Genomic DNA, 20,081 nt, shown 5'->3' on the forward strand with positions numbered 1-20,081 from the left:
CGGTGCTTGATGGGCTCTATAGATGCTGGGACAGTGCCCGGCATCTCGCCCAGATGGGCGGGATTCCTATTTCCCAGCAGCAACCGTCGACGCCGCCTGGCTTGGCTCCAGTTGGCGGCCGAGGTCGACTGCGTCGCGCAGCACGTCAATATGCGAGCGCGGCCTGCCAGTGGCTCCGGCGATCTCGACACCGGTGGCCTTTAGCGACCAGTAGAGCCTGTGCGTGAAGATGCGGCCAAGCGAACTGCGCAGCTCGACCTGAATGTTCTCCACGCCAGGGCCGAAATTTTCTCCCATCGATCCGGAAATCGGATCGCCCGTCAGCCAGCCATTGCCCCGGTCGAAGATGTTGGTCCAACGCGTCGCGGCAAACACTGCGCCATGATGCACCGCCCGCTGCGGCTTGCCCGAACGGCTGCGCCCTTCCTGGTAGAGGACGGTTCCACCGGCCGCAGTCTCGGCGATCGGTGGACATGCCGAGAATAGCCGCTCCGCGATGCCGCGTCTGAATTCGGTGAGGTTGTAGGTCACCAGAAACTCGCTGTGGGTGAGAGGACTACCGAGCGTGACAAAATCGCTGATCTTCCACGGCAATGGATGATCGGCGTCCCTGACGCGAAGCTGCCGATAGAGTTCCCACTGGGCGCGCCGGAATCCGGAAAAATCATCCAAGCTGTCGGGCCAAGCAGAAATATCGCCGCTGAGCAGGGCCTTGTCGACGGCGAGGATCGCTTTCAGTCTCGCCTTGTCGCGAACGGCTTCCAGCTTTCGGGGCCTGAAATCGGCCCACAATATCTGCAGCAGATCATAGGCGATGATCGATCCCAGGCTGTGCGAGACCAGCACGATCCGGTCGTAAGCATCGTCCATCATCAGACGCCTGAGCAGCGTCAGGCCTCGCTCGCGGACAAGCGCACGCTTCTCGACGGTTGCCGCTTCAGCACGCACATAGGCGGCAACGTCGCCGAAATAAGGCAGGCCGAACCGGTCCACCAACCAGAGGATGACCGAGGCCAGGATCGTGACGAGCGTGCCCGTAGTCCAGGAAATGTACCCTTGCCAGGCCGACGTGACGAGCACGAGCGCTGCGGCCAGGATGACGATCACGGCCAGAAGCGTAACGACATAGAGCCCGCGGGCGTCGCGCGGAATATCGGCGGGCTTGCGCCAGAGCAGGCTCGTCACCCAGGCTGCGAGCCGGCCCCGCGTTGTGCCTTGCGTGATGTCGGCCCAGTAAAGCTCGTAGAAATCGGTGCGGCGGCCATCGACATCGTAAGGAGTGGTGATCCGGCGAAGCTCATGCGAGTTGGTCCGGCTGTCGGGCGTAATCCAGCTCTGGTTGATCTTCTCGCCGCCGGGGTCGGCGGGATCCGCGACATGGGCATAAAACGGCGCGCGGGCGGGGTCATGGCTCCAAACGGCCTGAACAAATTCCCTCAACGTGCCCATGGGTCGCTGTTCGCCCATGCCATGCACGATGACTACCGCCTGGCCGAGCTTGCGCTGCGCCTTTCCAGAGGCCGACGGCGGACTGGCTGTGATCGGCGACGCAGCATGATGAGGGTCGGACACCGGTACCTCCGTAGGTGCAAATCCCGTCCAGAATTTACCCATGGTAACTCTGAACCCGGCATGAGAGCAAAGGAGGCCGGTGACCTGATGCTCAGGGCCAAGAAAAAACCCGGCGCGGAGCCAGGTTTCTTCAAGTGATTAATGGTGCGCCGGGTCGCGAACCCGGATCAGTGATCCATGGCCTTGACGATTTCTTCGGTCATCTTCTTGGCGTCGCCGAGCAGCATCATGGTGCCGTCCTTGTAGAACAGCGTGTTGTCGATGCCGGCATAGCCGGAGCCGAGCGAGCGCTTGACGAACAGGCAGGTGCGCGCCTTGTCGACGTCGAGGATCGGCATGCCGTAGATCGGCGACGACTTGTCGTCGCGGGCGGAAGGGTTGGTGACGTCGTTGGCGCCGATGACATAGGCGACGTCGGCCTGCGCGAATTCGGAGTTGATGTCCTCCAGCTCGAACACTTCGTCGTAGGGCACGTTGGCTTCGGCGAGCAGAACGTTCATGTGACCGGGCATACGGCCGGCCACCGGATGAATGGCGTATTTCACGTCGACGCCGTTGGCCTTGAGCTTGTCGGCCATCTCGCGCAGCGCATGCTGCGCCTGGGCGACAGCCATGCCGTAGCCCGGCACGATGATGACCTTCTGCGCGTTCATCATCAGATAGGCGGCGTCGTCGGCCGAACCCTGCTTGACCGTGCGCTCGATGCCGTCGTCGGCAGCCGCGGAGGTCTCGCCGCCGAAGCCGCCGAGAATGACCGAAATGAAGCTTCGGTTCATGCCCTTGCACATGATGTAGGACAGGATCGCACCGGACGAGCCGACCAGCGCGCCGGTGATGATCAGCGCCAGATTGCCGAGCGTGAAACCGAGTGCTGCCGCCGCCCAGCCCGAATAGGAATTCAGCATCGAGACGACCACCGGCATGTCGGCGCCGCCGATGGGGATGATGAGCAGGACGCCAAGAACAAGCGATGCCGCCACGATCAACCAGAACACCAGCTTGGACTCGCTGGTGACGAGCAGGACGATGAGCACGACCAGCGCGATACCGAGTGCTGCGTTCACGACATGGCGCATCGGCAGCATGATCGGCTTGCCCGACATGCGGCCGTCGAGCTTCAGGAAGGCGATGACCGAGCCGGTGAAGGTGATGGCGCCGATGGCGATGCCGAGGCTCATCTCGATCAGCGCCTGGGCGTGGATGTCGGCGACCGTGCCGATGCCAAAACTCTCCGGTGCATAGATGGCGGCAGCCGCGACCATGACCGCGGCAAGGCCGACGAGCGAGTGGAAGGCGGCGACCAGCTGCGGCATCGAGGTCATGGCGATGCGCCGTGCGGTGACCGCGCCGACCGAGCCGCCGATGGCGAGACCGAGCACGATGAGGCTGAAGCCTCCCGCCGAAGGGGTCGCCAGCGCCAGCGTGGTGACAATGGCAATGGCCATGCCGATCATGCCGTACATATTGCCCTGGCGGCTGGTGGTCGGGTGCGACAGGCCGCGCAATGCCAGGATGAACAGGATGCCGGAGACCAGGTAGAGGAAGGAGGCGAAGTTGGCGTTCATCTCGCTCTACTTGTCCTTCTTCTTGTACATGGCCAGCATGCGCTGGGTGACGAGAAAGCCGCCGAAGATGTTGACCGAGACCAGCATCAGCGCGACGAAACCGAAGCCGGTGGCGATGCCGGACGCCGAAATGCCGACGGCAAGCAGCGCGCCGACGACAATCACCGAGGAAATGGCGTTGGTGACGGCCATCAGCGGCGTGTGCAGAGCCGGCGTGACGGACCAGACGACGTAATAGCCGACGAAGATCGCCAGCACGAAAATGGCGAAACGGAAGACGAAGGGATCGATCGCCCCGCCGGACAACGCGTGCGCAGCGTCGGCTGCCGCATCGGTGCCGCCCGGAGCGGTGGCCAGGTCCTGCACCGCGAGCCGGACGGCAGCGGTCGCCTGGTCGAGCTGGTCGAGAGCTTTCTGCAAGGTCTGGTCCATCACGCGGTCCCTTTCGACTTCGATGCGGGCGACTTCGATGGGGGCGACTTGGGCGCGGCCGGTTTCTTGGGCGCGGCCTTCTTTGCAGCAGCCGGTTTCGCGGAAGCGTCGGCGACCATCGTTTGGGCCGGGATCGCCGGCGGTTCGACACGCGGCGCTTGCTCAACCCTGACGAAAGCCGGATGCACGACCTGGCCGCCATCGGTCAGCATCGTCGCCTTGACCAGATCGTCGTCGCGGTTGATGGAAAGCTGCTTCGTGGCCTTGTCGACAAGCGTCTCGATGAACGCGAAGAGGTTCCTGGCATAGAGCAGCGAGGCGGATGCCGCGACGCGACTCGGTACGTTGAGGTGGCCGACGATTTTTACCCCGTTGGCCGTGGTTACCACCTGCCCGGGCACGGCTCCTTCGACATTTCCCCCGCGCTCGACCGCGAGGTCGACGATCACCGAGCCGGGCTTCATCGAGGCGACCATGGCCGCCGAGACCAGCTTCGGCGCCGGGCGGCCGGGGATCAGCGCCGTGGTGATGACGATGTCCTGCTTGGCGATGTGCTCGGCGGTCAGCGCCGCCTGCTTGGCCTGATACTCCTTCGACATTTCCTTGGCATAGCCGCCAGCGGTCTCGGCCGCCTTGAACTCCTCGTCCTCGACCGCCAGGAACTTTGCGCCCAGCGAGGCGACCTGTTCCTTGGCGGCGGGACGCACATCGGTGGCTGTGACGACGGCGCCGAGCCGTCTTGCGGTGGCGATTGCCTGCAGGCCGGCGACGCCGACGCCCATTATAAAGACTTTCGCCGCCGGTACCGTGCCGGCCGCCGTCATCATCATCGGCAGCGCCCGGTCATATTCGGCAGCTGCGTCGATCACCGCCTGGTAGCCGGCAAGGTTGGCCTGGCTGGACAGGACGTCCATGGACTGGGCGCGGGTGATGCGCGGCATGAATTCCATCGAGAAGGCGGTGACACCGGCTTTGGCAAGTGCTGCGACCGCGACGTCGTTGCCGTAGGGATCCATGATGGCGATGACGGCAGTGCCCGCACGATAGGCGTTCAGTTCCACTTCGCTGGGCCGGCGCACCTTCAGCACCACATCGGCTTTGGCGACATCGCCGGCCTTACCGATCACAGCGCCGGCCTTGGCGAACTCCTCGTCGGGAATGCGCGATGCCGTGCCGGCGCCGCTTTCGACGATAACGTCGAGCCCCAGCGCCGCCAGCCGCTTCACCGTGTCAGGCGAGGCCGCAACGCGCGGCTCGTTCGCATCGAGCTCACGAGGGATGAAAACCGTCTGTCCCACCGCATGATCCTTTCGGCTGGAACCTGTCTGCGCAGGACGCCGGCCGGATCTCCGGCGATGTCACGGGCAAGGGGTTTTGAAGAACTTACCTGAGAATGAAAGCGCCGACGGCGAGGATCAGAACGAACAGGATGAACCCCGAGAAGAAGCCGCCCGCGAAGAAGCCGAAAGCCATTGCCAGAAGCACGGCGGCGCAAAAGAGCGAACCGTATTTGGCGAGCATGACAAAGCCGGCATAGGTGCGGTCATGCTCGGCATAGTCCATCTTCGCGCCCAGTTCGACAGGACCGGTCGGCGCATGATCAGCCATAGGAATACCCCTTCGAAGACATCTTTCAGGCACATAGCGAAAAGCCAGGCTGAGGGCAATGGCGCTATTGCCGCATCGTCGAAGACAACAGCGTCAAAGAAAAGTTGAAGCTGCCAGCCACAGGACGACGCGCCAGGGGCGACCAGTGGCTGCCACCTCGCGTTTGCTTGCCGGCTAACGCTCGCCCGCGCCAGCCGGCATTTTCAGCCGGCGAGTTGCGGAAATAGCCCAAGCAGGCCGACGACGATTAGATAGAGCGCAACGATATAGTTGAGGAGCCGTGGCATCACCAGGATCAGCACGCCGGCAATCAGCGAGATCAGCGGTGTGAGTGCGAGCGTGGAAATGGTCATGTCGGTTCCTTTCGATAATTGCCGCCAACCCTATGCGGGTCGACGTCGTTCATGCGCCACCGGCGCGCTTGGCAGAACGCCGAAGCGGCCGGAAAGCTCCAGCCGGTTCTAAAGATGCTACATATCGCGTCTTTGTTTTGATGCCTATCGCCGGCCGAAAGTCGCTGCGGACTTCTGGCCGGCATGCATCAGGCGGCTTCGCCAAAATACTTGGCAGTGGGCAGGATGGTCAGCGGCGCGAGTTCGCCGGCGCTAAGCGCTTCGAACAGCATGCGCTGCTCCATCGGTGTCGACCGGAAGAACGGAAACCGTGAGAAAGACCGTTCGCGGATGGCGCTGACGTTGGCGCGGTAGAGCACGACCTTGTAATTCAGGCCCGGATAATCGCGTAACTCGCCGATCTGCTCGGAACAGTAAATGCGACGGTAGAAGCCTGCATGTTCCGGGCGGATGGTGGAGAGGCAATAAGGCGCGTCGAAGTAAAAACATGCCATGCCAGCGAGGCGTAGCGTCAGATATGGAATCTGCGGATAGACCCGCGACCAGTCCGGATCGGCGGCAAAGCGGCTGGGGTCAACAAAATGTGCACCAGACGCCAGCATGGGGTGCAATATGTCACCATAGACCGTCGTGGAAGGCGACTGCGGCGTGGCGCCGCTGGCATGGTGAATGCGTAGCGTGCTGACTAGAACGCCGTCGATATACATTCCGAATTTCGAGCAATTGGCCGCTTCGTCGAGCTCATCATGCACAATATGGTCGGGATTTTCCGGGACCATATCGCTCAGACGATAGGACTTGTAGCGCAACCTGTAGATGTCTTCGAGGTCTTCGCCCTTGTCACATCGGCGGTATTCGGTGCGCTCGAGCATCGCCGAGACATTCCTGGCAAAGCCAGACATGGCGTCAGACGCATCACTCCGGTTCGCGCTCGCCGCCTGGCGAGGCGAAATCAACTCAATAACCATGAACTCGGACCCCGCAAACTACCCCCGCAACCGACACTAAGGCAGGGTCGTACGATGTAAAGATGAAAACAAGATAGGGATCATTTACCAGTCATTAAGGTTAATAATTGGGACAATTGTACTAAAGTACGATATTTTCTAGCGGCAGGAATCAGCGACGCGTCGACTTCCGGGCCGTCTTGATATCCTTGGCGAAGGGCCAGACCGTGCTCGACATGGTCTCGATACCGGATGCGCTGAGCGCTGAACCGAACAGAAAACCCTGGACGAGATCCGGCTTGACCTCCAGCGCCAGAATCTTGAGCTGCTCGAAGGTTTCGACGCCTTCGACGGTGACCGAAAGCCCCAGCGGCCGTGACAGATTGACGATGCCTTTGAGCAGTTCGAGCGAACGGCTGTTCTGGGTGACATCCATCAGGAACGAACGGTCGATCTTGATCTTGTCGAGCGGCAGTTTGTGGAGATAGCTCAGGCTCGAATAGCCGGTGCCGAAATCGTCGAGCGCGATGCGCACGCCAAGCCGCCTCAATTCCTCGATATATTGACGCGTCAGCGACTTGTCGTCGAGCAGCGCCGTCTCGGTGACCTCGATCTCCAGGCGACCGGGGGCGAGACCGGAAATGGCGAGCGCATCGCTAACCTTCTGGACGACGTCGCGGTTACGGAAGTCCTTGGCTGAGAGATTGACCGAGACACTGGTCTGTGCGGGCCATTTGGCGCATTCGGTGCACGCCGCAAGCAGGACAAAAGTGCTGATCTCGGAAATAATGCCCATTTCTTCCGCCAGTGGAATGAAGACACTGGGCGAAATCGGCCCGAGATCGGGGTGGTCCCAACGGCACAGCGCCTCGCAACTGTCTATGCGCATCGTGCTCATCGCCACGATCGGCTGATAGACCACCCGCAACCCCTTGCTTTCCACCGCGGTGCGCAGATCCGCCTTCATCAGCTGGCGATTGCGGAAAGCGGCATCCATCGATGCCTCGAACAGCCGCCAAGTGTTCTTACCGAGTTCCTTGGCCTTGTAGAGCGCGAGGTCCGCCTTGACGATCATGGCGTCGACATCGGTATCCTTGACCCGCGACAGCACCGCGCCACCGCTGGCCTGGATGCGCAGTCCATGGCCGGCGACGTCGACCTCGCCCTGCAGGTCAACGAAAATCTCGTCGAGTTGGCTGACCAGGTGGCTTTCGCCCTCGATGCGGTCGAAAAAGATCATGAACTCGTCGCCGCCAAAACGGCTGACGGTGATGCCTGGTCCAGCGACCGCCGCCAGCCGCTCGGCGACGGCGTAGATCAATCCGTCGCCAACCGGATGGCCAAGCGTGTCGTTGACGCTCTTGAAGTCGTCGAGGTCGAGCACGGCGAGCCCACACAGACGCTCAAGATCGCCTGAGGCCATCGCCTCTCCGATCAGCTCGTGGAAGTACGCGCGGTTGGGCAGACCGGTGAGGTTGTCGTAACGCGCCATGAAGCGGATCTTGTCTTCCGCCTCGACGCGAGCCGTCACATCCTCGAAGGTGATGACGCCCAGCTCCTGACTGCCTTCGCGCGCCGAGAACTCATAATGCTGTCCGTTGGCAAGCGAGACGAGAACCTTGCGGTCGCGGCCTTCGCGCAGGGCGCGTGTCAGCTGGGCTTCGATGTAGCGGCAGTCCTTCGGCGCCAGCATGCCTCCGGCAACGCCGCGCATCAGCAGACCATGGATCGACCGCCCGAGCAGCACGTCGGGCGATTTGAGCGACATCAGATGCGCGGCTTCGGCATTGGCCACCGCCACCCGGCCGTCAGGGCCGAGCATGACAAGCCCATGCGACATGGTGTTTAGCGCCCGATTGAAGCGCTGGGCGATGCGGTTCGCCTTCTTTTCCTCTGACAGAGCGGCGAAAAGCACCTCCCTGACCACATCGGCAAAACGCTTGATCGCGAACAGGAAGGGAGCCGACATCAGACCGAGTATGACATGATAGACATCGCCGCGCAGGATGAAGCCCAGAGAGATCGACCATGTCATGGTCATGATGAAGATCATGACCATCCTCGGCGAGCCGTAATTGCGGCCGGCTATCGCCGTAGCGGACGCCAGCGTAACGCAGACGGCGGCTATTTCAGCATAGTTGTCATGCGCCAGGTAGATGCCGGCGAAACAGAAGGCACCCAACATGAAACCGTGCATGGAGCCGTAGAGAATGTAATCATTCTCGCGGCGGCGCGCCTCCTCCCAATTCTTCGGTGGTGGGGCGCGGCGGTATTTCCTCATATTGCGCAGGCGCAGGAAGGCGACGACCAGCAATCCGGCGGCCACTGCGAGGTAGGTCGGATCCCTGGTTTTCCAGTAGACCAGCACCACCAGCAGGGTTTGGGCAGAGAATCCAATGGCCAGCGTCAGCACGTCGCGAAACAGAGTTTCCACGAACGGGATATAGACGTCGACCGGGATCTCGTTTTTTCTCTTCAGATTCACGCCTGAATCCCAACCCTGGGGAGCCAAGCTGTGTCACATTCGCCTTAAGAAAGGTTTAGAGCGGCCGTTTCGAGCCCTGTCACGATTCCAGTTCAGCCGCGTAAGGCAAGAGATCATTCTTCACGGTAAGCAGGGCCTATCGCTCACTCGGCGGCTTGCAGTTCCGACCGCACCGGCGTCTTTCCCAGGCGATCGAGCAGCCTCTGCCGCTCGCCAGCCGCCTTTTCGGCACTGGCTTGCCTGACGTGACCATAGCCGCGAATGAGCGCCGGCACCGAGGCAAGCGCTGCCGCGGCCTCGACCTTGCCCGGCGCCAGCGCGCCGGCGATAAGCTCCAGATCGGCCTCGTACTGCGCAAGAAGCTGTCGCTCCATGCGTCTTTCCGTGCTGTAGCCGAACACATCGAAAACCGTGCCGCGCAAGGCTTTCATCGCTGCCAGCAGGCGGAACCCCTTCATCATCCAGGGACCGAAGCTCGACTTCCTCGGCTTGCCGTCCTTACCGCGCCGGCCCATGACCGGCGGCGCGAGATGGAATTCAAGTTTGTCGTAGCTCTGGAACTGCTTGCCCAGCTCGGCGGCGAAGGAGCCGTCGGTGTAGAGCCTCGCCACCTCGTATTCGTCCTTGATCGCCATCAGCTTGAACAGGTTCCTCGCTGCAGCCTCGGTCACATCAGTCGAACCCGGCACTGCCTTGGCTTCGGCCTTGCGCAGCGCGGCCAGCCTGTCGGCATAGCGCTTGCCATAGGCAGCGTTCTGATAGGCGGTGAGGAAGGCGACGCGGCGGGCGACAATGTCGTCCAGTGTGTCGGCGACAGCGGCTGTCTGTGCAGTCTTGCCTGGCTGGGCGACGAGGCCGCGGACGAAATCCGGCTCGTGGGCGGCGCGACGGCCCCAGCGGAAGGCTGAGACGTTCATTGCCACGGCCTGGCCGTTGAGCTCGATCGCCTTTTCGACTGCCTCGGCCGACAACGGCAAGCCGCCATGCTGGAAGGCGAAGCCGAGCATGAACATGTTGGCGCCGAGCGAACTGCCGAACAGCGCGGTGGCGGTGCGGGTGGCGTCGAAGAAATGCGCCTTGTCGTCGCCCGCGGCAGTGCGGATCGCCTTTTTCAGCCGCTCGACAGGCAGCGAGAAATCCGCCGAACGGGTAAACTCGCCGGGCATGATCTCGGCGGTGTTGGCGAGGAAGATCGTATGGCCCTCGCGCACCGCGGCGAGCACCTTTTGGGCGCCCGACACGACGAGATCGCAGCCAAGCACGAGGTCGGCCTTCCCAGCCGAAACGCGGATGGCATGGATATCGTCCGGGCGGCGCGCGATGCGGACATGGGTGAACACCGAGCCGCCCTTCTGGGCAAGGCCGGCCATGTCGATCATGCCGCAGCCCTTGTCTTCGAGATGAGCCGCCATGCCGAGCACCGCGCCGATGGTGACGACGCCAGTGCCACCGACGCCGTCGATGATCGCCGCCCAGCCTTGCTCGCCGAGCGGGAATTCAACGGGCCCGGGCACGCCGTCGAGCGGGTCGGTCGTGCCGGCAATACCCTCGGCCTTCCTGATCTTGGCGCCATGCACGGTGACGAAGGACGGGCAGAACCCGTTGATACAGGAGAAATCCTTGTTGCAGCTCGACTGGTCGATCCTGCGCTTGCGGCCGAATTCGGTCTCGACCGGCTGGATCGACACGCAATTCGACTGCACCCCGCAGTCGCCACAGCCTTCGCAAACCAGTTCATTGATGAAGACGCGCTTGTCTGGATCGGGGAAGGTGCCGCGCTTGCGGCGGCGGCGCTTTTCGGCAGCGCAGGTCTGGTCGTAGATCAGCACGGATGTGCCCCTGACCGCGCGCAATTCGCGCTGGACGAGGTCGAGATCGTCGCGGTGATGGACGGTGGCGCCAGCGGGGAATTCGACCTTGCCGGCATATTTGTCCGGCTCGTCGGTGACGATGGCGATACGCTCGACGCCCTCGGCCCGCACCTGCCTGGCGATCATGTCTACGGTCAGGCCGCCCTCGTGCGGCTGGCCGCCGGTCATGGCGACGGCGTCGTTGTAGAGGATCTTGTAGGTGATGTTGGCGTCGGTGGACAGCGCAAAGCGGATCGCCAGCGCACCAGAGTGGTTGTAGGTGCCGTCACCGAGATTCTGGAAGATGTGGTCGCGCTTCGAGAACGGCGCCTGGCCGACCCATTGCGCACCCTCGCCGCCCATGGCGGTGAAACCGACGGTGTTGCGGTCCATCCACAGCGCCATGAAATGGCAGCCAATGCCGGCGGCGGCGAGCGAACCGTCGGGCACCTTGGTCGAGGAATTGTGCGGGCAGCCGGAGCAGAAGAAGGGCGTGCGTGAGGCGATGTCCGACGTGTCGGCGAGCATTGCCTGGAACTGGCGAAGTTTCGCCACCCGCGCGGCAATCTCTTCCGACGGTCCGATGGTTCGCAAGATTCTCTCGCCGAGCGCTATGGCGATGTCATTGGGATCGAGCGCGCCCTTGGCCGGGAACAGCCCGTCGCCGCGCTCGTCTTTCTTGCCGACGATAACCGGCTGCGTGGCGGTGCCGTAAAGGTTCTCGCGCAGTTGCACCTCGATCAGCGAGCGTTTCTCCTCGACGACGACGATGGTGTCGAGGCCGCGAGCGAAGTCGGCGATGTGGTGCAGGTCGAGCGGCCAGGGGCAGCCGATCTTGAACAGCCTGATACCGATGCGGTTGGCGGCGGCCTCGTCGACGCCGATATCTTCCAGCGCCTGGCGAACGTCGAGATAGCTCTTGCCGATGGTGACGATGCCAAGCTTCGGGGCACGTCCACCGGAATAGACGATCCGGTTCAGCCCGTTGGCATGGATGAAGGCCGAAGCGGCGGCGCGCTTGTATTCATGCAGCCGCTCCTCCTGGCCGAGCATGTCGATTTCGTTGCGGATGTTGAGGCCGCCGGGCGGCATGTCGAAGTCGGGGACGACGATATCAAGCCGTTCGAGCGCGGCATCGACCGAAGCCGTCGATTCGATGTTGTCCTTGACGCATTTGATCGCCGCCCAGGTGCCGGCGAAACGCGACATGGCAAAGCCGTAGAGCCCGTAGTCGATGATCTCCTGAACACCAGCCGGATTGAGGATCGGCACCATGGTGTCGACGAACAGGAACTCGGTCGCGTGCGCGTTGGTCGAGGATTCGGCCATGTGGTCGTCGCCCATCAAGGCAAGCACGCCGCCATGTCTAGACGAGCCGGCGAGATTGGCATGGCGGAAGACGTCGCCGGAGCGGTCGACGCCCGGTCCCTTGCCGTACCAGACCGAAAAGACGCCGTCATGCGTGCCCTCACCCAGCAATTCCGCCTGCTGCGACCCCCAGCAGGCCGTGGCCGCGAGTTCCTCGTTGAGACCTGGCTGGAAGACGATGTCCGACTGGGCGAGCTGCTTCCTGGCCTTCCAAAGTTGCATGTCGAGGCCGCCGAGCGGCGAGCCGCGATAGCCGGAGATGAAACCGGCGGTGTTCAGGCCAGCCCGGCGGTCGCGCTCGCGCTGCATCAAAAGCATGCGGATGACCGCCTGCGCGCCGGAAAGGAAGATGCGCTCCTTTCCCAGATCGAACTTGTCGTCGAGCGCGACATCATGCAGCGTCATCAGGCACTTCCTCTGCGGAGACCGCATTCAGGCGCGGCCAACGTCGGAGCTGGATGGATCAGTCTTTCTCCCCTTGCCGGACAGGTCAAACGAAATCGAAGATGCCAGGCGATGCGCAACAAACAATCCGGTGAAGGGCTGGCAGCGTATCAGGTTGCGCACCGGATAACCCGACAGCGCACGAAAATTTCGGCCGCAGCCGATACCGGCAGTGACGCGTCAGCTGGCCTTCGAACAGTCGGGCTTAGGTGCGTCCGGCAGCTTGCCGTCAGGATGGCCGGCAAGCTCGGGGTTGGGCGTATAGAGCTGGTCGATGACCAGCGGCCGGTCGGGCAGGACCGATTGGTCCTGCGTCGACATCAGCGTGGTGTCGATCTTCTGGAGGACCGTACCGTTGCCATTCTTGATGCTGATCGCAATCGCATAAGGCTTGTCCTTGACGATGCAGAAAAGTGCCGGGCTCTCCAGCGACACCTTGCCGAGCTTCGGCCAGATTTTCTGTTCGACGATCAGCGGCTCGCCGCCGGCCGGATTCTGAAAGCTGGCGACGGCGACCTGCCCTTCCTCCATCGGCCGCAACGGTCTCAGCGTGACGACATAGGTCGCCCTCGCGAGCCGGTAATTGAAGACGAACAGCTTGCCGGAAATCTCGAACAATCTGCCTTCGCCGTCCTTGCCGGTATCGCGGCAGGCGCCGAGCGTTGCCGCTGCCACGAGCGCGGCGCCGACCACGACCAGGCGCAAAATTTTCCTAGACATTGATTATCCCTCCGGCCGTCGTTCGGCGTCGTCGATAGTGGCGGCTCGCCTTCTGGCGGTTGCCGCACACCGCCATGTCGCACCAAAGACGGCTGGAATTGCGGCTTCTGTCGACGAACAGCCAGGTGCAATTGGGGCAGATCCTCAGCCTTGCGATGGTGCCGCCTTGCAGCAGGGACAGTGCGGAAATCGCCAGTGCCGCCTCGAAAGCGATGGGCGTCGCCGCATCGCCGAACGGCCGTCCCGGCGCACCGATCTCGGTGCGGCTGTGCGCGAGACCCGCGGCGCAGGCTTCAAGGAAGCCAGGCAGATCGGCTGTGGCGACCGCACCTTTCAACACCGCACCACGAAACAGCCGGTCGGTCATCTCGCGGATCGACAGCACGGTCGGCGCGATTTTGTCCGCCAACGGCGCTTCGAGCCGCCTGCCGCCAAGCTCGGCGGCGCGAAAGCGGCTTGCCGCGTCGGCAAAACGGGCGATCTCGGCGGGATCCTTGAACCGATCGAAGGTTTTCTGAGGATCACACCGCAGCACGACCGTATTCGCCGTGTCGAGCGCAAGCATGCCGCCGGTGAAGCGGTGCGGAGTCCATGAAACCGTCATGAGCGCTATTTCTAACCAATGAATCGCATTTGACAAGTTAGATTCCCGGTGCAAATCTTCTCGCAGGGGCGCGGTTTTCCGCGATCCAAGGAAATTCGCATGCTCTATTTCTTCCAGCAGGTCCTGAACGGGCTGCATTCCGGCGCGCTCTATGCGCTGCTCGCCTTCGGATATGTGCTGACCAACGGGGTCCTGCACCGGACGAACCTCGCTTATGGCGCGCTGTTCGCGTTTTGCGGACAGACGATGATCCTCACCGCCGCCTTCGGCTACCAGGCCCTGTGGCTGACCCTGTTCGCGGCCGTTGTGCTCGGCATTTTGGCGGCGTTCCTTTATGCGGCGCTGATCAGCCATGTCTTGTCGCGCTGCATCTTCGAGCCGCTTGCCGACCGCACGCCCAATGCGATCGTGGTGACGACGCTGGGCATATTGCTGCTCCTGTCGGAGGCAAGCCGCATTGCCGCCAACACCCACGACCTGTGGCTGCCGCCAATGCTGGCCCAGCCCATCATTTTCGCGCGAGGGCCCAATTTCAATGCCACGCTGACGCTCATACAGTTGCTCGACTGTGCGACGGTCGCGGCAACCATCGGGCTCGCCGCCTGGGCGTTGGCCCATTCGAGCTTCGGGCGGCGTTGGCGCGCCGTGTCCGACGACCCCAAGGCCGCAGCCATGTGCGGCGTCGACGTGCGTAGGGTGTTTCGGCACGCGGTGCTAGCCGGCGGTCTTTGCGCGGCGCTGGCCGGCGTCCTTGCCGGCCTTTACTACGGCAATATCAGCTTCGGCTCCGGCCTGGTCTACGGACTGAAAATCCTGTTCGTCACGGCGGTGGGCGGCTATCTCTCGCCGTTGCGGGCCGCACTTGGCGCTGCCGCCTTTGGCATGGCCGAATCGCTATGGGCCGGCTATTTCCCGGTCGAGTGGCGCGACGCCTGGATGTATCTATTCCTGGTCGCCATGCTGGTGCTGATCGGCACCGGCCGCGACCAGAGCAAGATTGTCTGATTGCATCGGACCTGAGTAGACTTTGGTTGCATGACGTCTACAGCGCCGCGCGTCCTCTCGGACGCGCAAAGGACGCTGTAGCACTTTGATTTTGCGCATGATCCCAGCGAAAATCGATTCCGGTTTTCGGGGTCATGCGCTAGTCATGCGGCGGTTTCGCCCCTTCCTCATCCCACAAGATTGTTTTACTCGGTCTGCCCTGTGTTGACCCGCCGGGCCACGCACGGCATACCGTTGGGCCACAGCGGCGCGTCGAAAAACAAGCGGGAACGGGCCGCTGCTGACGCTTTGAGTGACGCATCGTGCCGATGCGTAAAGAGAGGAATGTATGGCAGGGCTTCTCGCTCTATCCAGAACCATTGATCGTGTGAACGAATTCATCGGCAGATGGGTGTCGTGGCTGATCCTGCTGGCAATCTTGGTCAGCGCCGCCAATGCGGTTATCCGCAAGACGTTCGACATGTCGTCGAACGCCTGGCTGGAACTGCAGTGGTATTTGTTCGGCGCCGCCTTCATGCTGGCCGCCGCCTACACGCTGAAGCAGAACGACCATATCCGCATCGACATCGTCTATGGCATGTTCTCGCGTCGCGTACAGCACTGGATCGACCTTCTCGGTCACCTCTTCTTCCTGATGCCATTTGTGACACTGATGGTGATCTATTTCGTTCCCTATGTATCGCTGTCGTTTCGCAGCGGCGAAATGTCGAACAATTCCGGCGGGCTGATCATCTGGCCGGCAAAGGCGATCCTGCTGGTCGGCTTTTTCCTGCTGGCGCTCCAGGGAATCTCGGAAATCATCAAGAAGATCGCCATCATGCGCGGCGACATGGACGATCCCAATCCGTTCATATCGGTGCATGAGCAGGCCGAGATCGAGGCGAAAGCGCTCGCCGAAGAGGTGCGCTCGTGATCGAGTTCATCGCCCAGAACATGGCGCCAATCATGTTCGCCTCGCTGATCGTCTTCCTGCTGATCGGCTATCCCGTCGCCTTCTCTCTCGCCGCCAACGGCCTGATGTTCTTCTTCATAGGCGTTGTGCTGTCACCTTACTCGGGCGGATCGATCAATCTCGCCTGGCCGTTGCTGCATGCACTGCCGGATAATTTCTACGGCAGCCGGGTGATGTCGAACGACACGCTGCTGGCCATCCCGTTCTTCACCTTCATGGGTATCGTGCTCGAACGATCGGGCATGGCCGAGGACCTGCTCGATACGATCGGCCAATTGTTCGGGCCGATCCGCGGCGGCCTCGCCTATGCCGTGATCTTCGTCGGCGCGCTGCTTGCCGCAACCACGGGTGTGGTGGCTGCTTCCGTCATCGCCATGGGGCTGATCTCGCTGCCGATCATGCTGCGCTACGGCTATGACCGGCGCGTGGCGTCCGGCGTCATTGCCGCATCGGGCACGCTCGCCCAGATCATTCCGCCGTCGCTGGTGCTGATCGTTTTGGCCGACCAGCTTGGTCGCTCGGTCGGCGACATGTATGCGGGTGCGCTGATCCCCGGCCTCGTGCTCACCGGCCTCTACACTCTTTATATCGTGATCATGTCGATTGTCCGGCCGAAGTCGATGCCGGCATTGCCGCTGGAGGCGCGCACTCTCGGCCACGGCATCTTGTCGTTGCTGGTGGCAGTGCTGGCGACGGTCGTGGTTTCCTACGCGGCCTATCGCTATCTTGCGCCCTCGCAGGGTCAAAACGCCGACATTCTCGGCGCCACTATCGGCGTGGTCTTGATCTATGTCGTGGCGATCGTCGACCAGCGCCTGAAGATCAACATGATGTCGCGGCTGGCGCAGCAGGTGATCATCGTGCTGATCCCGCCGCTGGCGCTGATCTTTCTGGTGTTGGGCACCATCTTTCTGGGCATCGCCACACCGACCGAGGGCGGCGCCATGGGCGCCGTCGGCGCGCTGGTCATGGCGGCGATGAAGGGGCGGCTGTCACTGGATGTGATCAAGCAGGCGCTGGCGTCGACGACGCGGCTGTCGTCTTTCGTGCTGTTCATCCTGATCGGCGCGCGGGTGTTCTCGCTGACCTTCTACGGCGTCAACGGCCATATCTGGGTCGAGCACCTCCTGACCTCGCTGCCGGGTGGCGAAGTCGGCTTCCTGATCGGGGTGAACATCCTCGTCTTCTTGCTCGCCTTCTTCCTCGATTTCTTCGAGCTCGCCTTCATCATCGTGCCGCTTTTGGCGCCGGCCGCCGACAAGCTCGGCATCGACCTGATCTGGTTCGGCGTGCTGCTCGGCGTCAACATGCAGACCAGTTTCATGCATCCACCCTTCGGCTTCGCGTTGTTCTACCTGCGTTCGGTCGCCGCCCGCGTGCCCTATCTCGACCGGCTCACGGGCAAGCAGATCGCGCCGGTGACAACCGGCCAGATCTATTGGGGCGCGGTTCCCTTCGTCTGCATTCAGGTCATCATGATTGGGTTGACCATCGCCTTCCCGCAAATGGTGATGCACTACAAGGGCACGCCAGTCGATCCGGGCACGATCGATTACCAGGTGCCGGAAACGCCGGGCCTGTCGCCGCTTGGCGCACCGTCGGCGGATGGCACGGCGCCGACTGCGCCTGCACCGGATCTGTCGCAGCCGCCGAATTTCGGTGAAACCCCGCCTACCAAGCCGGCAGCGCCAGCACCCGATCTGTCCCAACCACCGAGCTTCAATTGATGCCGGAGGCGCAACAGATATGAAAGCGGTGCGGCTGGAGGGCGTGGGCATCATTGCCCTACGAGAGGTCGGCAAACCGACCGTCGGGCCGGATGATCTCCTGGTGCGGATCGAGGCGTGTGGTGTCTGTGGCACCGATCGGCATCTTTACCACGGCGAATTCCCCTGTACGCCACCGGTGACGCCCGGACATGAATTCTCCGGGATCGTCGAAGCGATTGGAACTGCAGTGTCCGGCTTTTCGGTCGGCGATCGCGTCACCGGCGACCCCAACATCGTCTGCGGCCGTTGCCCGCATTGCCATGCCGGCCGGGTCAATCTCTGCCAGAATCTGGCTGCCATCGGCATCCGCCGCGACGGCGGCTTCGCCGACTATGTCGTGCTGCCTCAGAAGCAGGCCTTCCTTCTTCCGAAAGACCTCGAGCCGACGCATGGCGCGTTCTGCGAGCCGCTTGGCTGCTGCCTGCATGGCGTTGACCTGGCCCGGATTAAGCCCGGCTCCTCGGTCGCCGTGCTTGGCGGCGGCGTGATCGGCCTGCTCACTGTGCAACTGGCGAGGCTTGCCGGTGCGACCACAATCATCCTGTCGACGCGCCAGGCCTCGCGACGTGCCCTCGCCAAAGAACTGGGCGCAACTGCGACGGTCGACCCCAGTGCTTGCGATATCATCGACACGGTCGTCGGCCCGTCGGGTCTGCTGCCGGGCGGCGTCGATGTGGTGTTCGAATGTGCTGGCGTTAGAGAAACCGTCGAGCAATCGATGCGGCTCGCCAGGGCCGGCGGCACAATCGTCGTCGTCGGCGTGACGCCTCAAGGCATGAAGGCAGAATTCGAACCCTTTGACCTGCTGTTCCGGGAATTGAAGGTTTTGGGCTCGTTCCTCAATCCGTTTACGCACCGCCGGGCCGCCGATCTCATTGCGTCAGGTGCGATCGAGATCGACAAGCTCATCTCACGGCAGGTAACGCTTGAAGAAGCGGTCGCGGTGATCGCTAATCCGCCAGCGCCAGGTGAAGTCAAGGTGCTGGTGGTGCCGCGCTGATCCGGCAAATCCAAGTGTTACGGCGCCACACGTCCTAAGAAGGCGGTGGCGCCGTAACCCGATGTCAGAGCTTGCCGTTGCGCTGCTGGACCATCATGAAGGTGTCGTAATTGTATTCGGCCACCTGTGCCCAGAGATAGTGCTCCTTGCGGAAGGCCTTGATCGAGTCCCAGATCTTCTTGAACGGCGCGTTGGAGGCTTCCATCTCGGCATAGACCTCGTTCGCTTTTTCGAAGCAGGCCGCCATGATTTCCGGGCTGAACGGGCGCAATTTGGCACCCCCAGCCACCAGCCGCTTCACGGCTGCCGGATTCAGGTAATCGTATTTCTGCAGCATGTTGGCGTCGGCTGCCTGTGCGGCGGTGTGCACCAGCGCCTTGTAGGCCGGCGAAAGCTCCTCGTATTTCGCCTTGTTGAACATCAGATGGACGGTCGGCCCGCCTTCCCACCAGCCGGGATAATAATAGTTGGGCGCGACCTTGTAGAAGCCGAGCTTCTCGTCGTCATAAGGGCCAACCCACTCGGCAGCGTCGATCGTGCCTTTTTCCAGCGCCGGATAGATGTCGCCGCCGGCGATCTGCTGCGGCACGACGCCGAGCCGTTGCACCACTTTGCCGGCAAAGCCGCCGATGCGCATCTTGAGACCCGAAAGATCGGCGACCGTATTGATTTCCTTGCGGAACCAACCGCCCATCTGCACGCCGGTATTGCCACCCGGCAAACCAAAAAGACCCTGCGTGGCCAGAAACTCGTTGAACAGGTCGATGCCGCCGCCGTGGTAATGCCATGCATTGATGCCGCGCGCGTTAAGCGAGAACGGAACCGCAGCGCCCAGCGCCCATGTCGGGTCTTTGCCCCAATAATAATATGCCACCGTATGGCAGGCCTCGACGGTGCCGGCGGTGGTGGCGTCAGCGACCTGCAGGCCGGGCACCAGTTCGCCGGCGGCAAAGACCTGGACCTGGAAGTTACCGTCGGTTGCATCCGATAGCATCTTGGAAAAAACCTCGGCGCCGCCATAGATCGTGTCGAGGGATTTCGGGAAGGACGACGCAAGGCGCCACGTCACTTTCGGATTGGACTGGGCGATAGCCGGAGAGGCAAGCGTTGCGGCAGCCGCGGCGGCGCCCACACCGGTCGCGCCGGCCTTGCGGATGAATGATCGACGATCCATGAAGTCCTCCCTATTGGATCAACAGACCGACGTTCGGGAAATGCTCTGTTTCCCGGATCGGCTTGGCGGCAAACAATACACGGGCAAGAAGTCGAGTCCAGCATGGCAGCCGGTTTTTGCTGACAGTATTTCCGCTGAATCCGCGGCGTGAACGCCCCCTTTGCAACTATAGTCTAACGACCGCTCCGTGGCCCATGTGACGCACCGAAACTTGCCATGGCAAAGCGCCTTCG

At 62.3% G+C, this 20,081-nt stretch carries 16 protein-coding genes; 4 read left to right on the forward strand and 12 right to left on the reverse strand.

All coding sequences use genetic code 11. The features are described 5' to 3' along the window. Window positions 1–66: 66 nt before the first annotated feature. The 11 genes from AC0L26_RS12335 to AC0L26_RS12385 form a co-directional block, all read right to left on the reverse strand. Window positions 67–1,572, reverse strand: coding sequence for a hypothetical protein (locus AC0L26_RS12335; RefSeq protein ID WP_473632775.1), 1,506 nt, complete (start codon window positions 1,570–1,572; stop codon window positions 67–69). Window positions 1,573–1,739: 167 nt separating this feature from the next. Next, on the reverse strand, window positions 1,740–3,137 hold the full coding sequence (locus AC0L26_RS12340; RefSeq protein ID WP_473632776.1) for an NAD(P)(+) transhydrogenase (Re/Si-specific) subunit beta: 1,398 nt from the start codon (window positions 3,135–3,137) through the stop codon (window positions 1,740–1,742). A gap of 6 nt (window positions 3,138–3,143) precedes the next feature. Then, the gene (locus AC0L26_RS12345; RefSeq protein ID WP_077375054.1) at window positions 3,144–3,569 is read right to left on the reverse strand and encodes a proton-translocating transhydrogenase family protein; all 426 of its coding nucleotides are present in this window, start codon (window positions 3,567–3,569) and stop codon (window positions 3,144–3,146) included. Further along, entirely contained in the window at window positions 3,569–4,867 is a 1,299-nt protein-coding gene (locus tag AC0L26_RS12350; protein WP_473632777.1) for a Re/Si-specific NAD(P)(+) transhydrogenase subunit alpha, read from the reverse strand. Before AC0L26_RS12350 ends, AC0L26_RS12345 begins: the two co-directional genes overlap by 1 nt. 85 nt (window positions 4,868–4,952) lie before the next feature. Further along, window positions 4,953–5,177 (reverse strand): aa3-type cytochrome c oxidase subunit IV, encoded by a 225-nt coding sequence (locus tag AC0L26_RS12355; RefSeq protein WP_473632778.1) that lies wholly within the window; start codon window positions 5,175–5,177, stop codon window positions 4,953–4,955. Window positions 5,178–5,380: 203 nt separating this feature from the next. Next, window positions 5,381–5,530 carry a DUF3096 domain-containing protein gene (locus tag AC0L26_RS12360; protein WP_065006071.1) on the reverse strand — a complete coding sequence of 50 codons (150 nt, stop codon included), beginning with the start codon at window positions 5,528–5,530 and terminating at the stop codon, window positions 5,381–5,383. 188 nt (window positions 5,531–5,718) lie between these two features. After that, entirely contained in the window at window positions 5,719–6,432 is a 714-nt protein-coding gene (locus tag AC0L26_RS12365) for an N-acyl amino acid synthase FeeM domain-containing protein (protein WP_473632779.1), read from the reverse strand. A 217-nt stretch (window positions 6,433–6,649) separates the two neighbouring features. Then, complete coding sequence (locus AC0L26_RS12370; RefSeq protein WP_473632780.1) at window positions 6,650–8,962, reverse strand: putative bifunctional diguanylate cyclase/phosphodiesterase; 2,313 nt, start codon at window positions 8,960–8,962, stop codon at window positions 6,650–6,652. A gap of 143 nt (window positions 8,963–9,105) precedes the next feature. After that, on the reverse strand, window positions 9,106–12,585 hold the full coding sequence (locus AC0L26_RS12375) for an indolepyruvate ferredoxin oxidoreductase family protein (protein WP_473632781.1): 3,480 nt from the start codon (window positions 12,583–12,585) through the stop codon (window positions 9,106–9,108). 219 nt (window positions 12,586–12,804) lie between these two features. Next, a complete protein-coding gene (locus AC0L26_RS12380) occupies window positions 12,805–13,344 on the reverse strand; it encodes a hypothetical protein (protein WP_473632782.1) in 540 nt (179 codons plus the stop codon). Next, the gene (locus AC0L26_RS12385; RefSeq protein WP_473633198.1) at window positions 13,337–13,948 is read right to left on the reverse strand and encodes a CGNR zinc finger domain-containing protein; all 612 of its coding nucleotides are present in this window, start codon (window positions 13,946–13,948) and stop codon (window positions 13,337–13,339) included. The genes AC0L26_RS12380 and AC0L26_RS12385 overlap by 8 nt, the downstream gene beginning before the upstream one ends. Window positions 13,949–14,047: 99 nt before the next feature. Between AC0L26_RS12385 and AC0L26_RS12390 the strand changes: the two genes are divergently transcribed. The 4 genes from AC0L26_RS12390 (at window position 14,048) to AC0L26_RS12405 (ending at window position 18,674) form a co-directional block, all read left to right on the forward strand. Continuing rightward, entirely contained in the window at window positions 14,048–14,953 is a 906-nt protein-coding gene (locus AC0L26_RS12390; protein WP_473632783.1) for a branched-chain amino acid ABC transporter permease, read from the forward strand. Window positions 14,954–15,281: 328 nt separating this feature from the next. After that, window positions 15,282–15,866, forward strand: a complete 585-nt coding sequence (locus tag AC0L26_RS12395) for a TRAP transporter small permease subunit (RefSeq protein WP_473632784.1) — start codon at window positions 15,282–15,284, stop codon at window positions 15,864–15,866. Beyond that, the gene (locus AC0L26_RS12400; protein WP_473632785.1) at window positions 15,863–17,632 is read left to right on the forward strand and encodes a TRAP transporter large permease; all 1,770 of its coding nucleotides are present in this window, start codon (window positions 15,863–15,865) and stop codon (window positions 17,630–17,632) included. The genes AC0L26_RS12395 and AC0L26_RS12400 overlap by 4 nt, the downstream gene beginning before the upstream one ends. 19 nt (window positions 17,633–17,651) lie before the next feature. Continuing rightward, a complete protein-coding gene (locus AC0L26_RS12405; protein ID WP_473632786.1) occupies window positions 17,652–18,674 on the forward strand; it encodes a zinc-dependent alcohol dehydrogenase family protein in 1,023 nt (340 codons plus the stop codon). A 64-nt stretch (window positions 18,675–18,738) separates the two neighbouring features. Here AC0L26_RS12405 and AC0L26_RS12410 read toward each other — a convergent pair whose 3' ends face one another. Further along, window positions 18,739–19,848, reverse strand: coding sequence for a TRAP transporter substrate-binding protein (locus AC0L26_RS12410; protein WP_352926526.1), 1,110 nt, complete (start codon window positions 19,846–19,848; stop codon window positions 18,739–18,741). Window positions 19,849–20,081: the final 233 nt, after the last annotated feature.

It is taken from the genome of Mesorhizobium sp. WSM4823, from assembly GCF_055811195.1.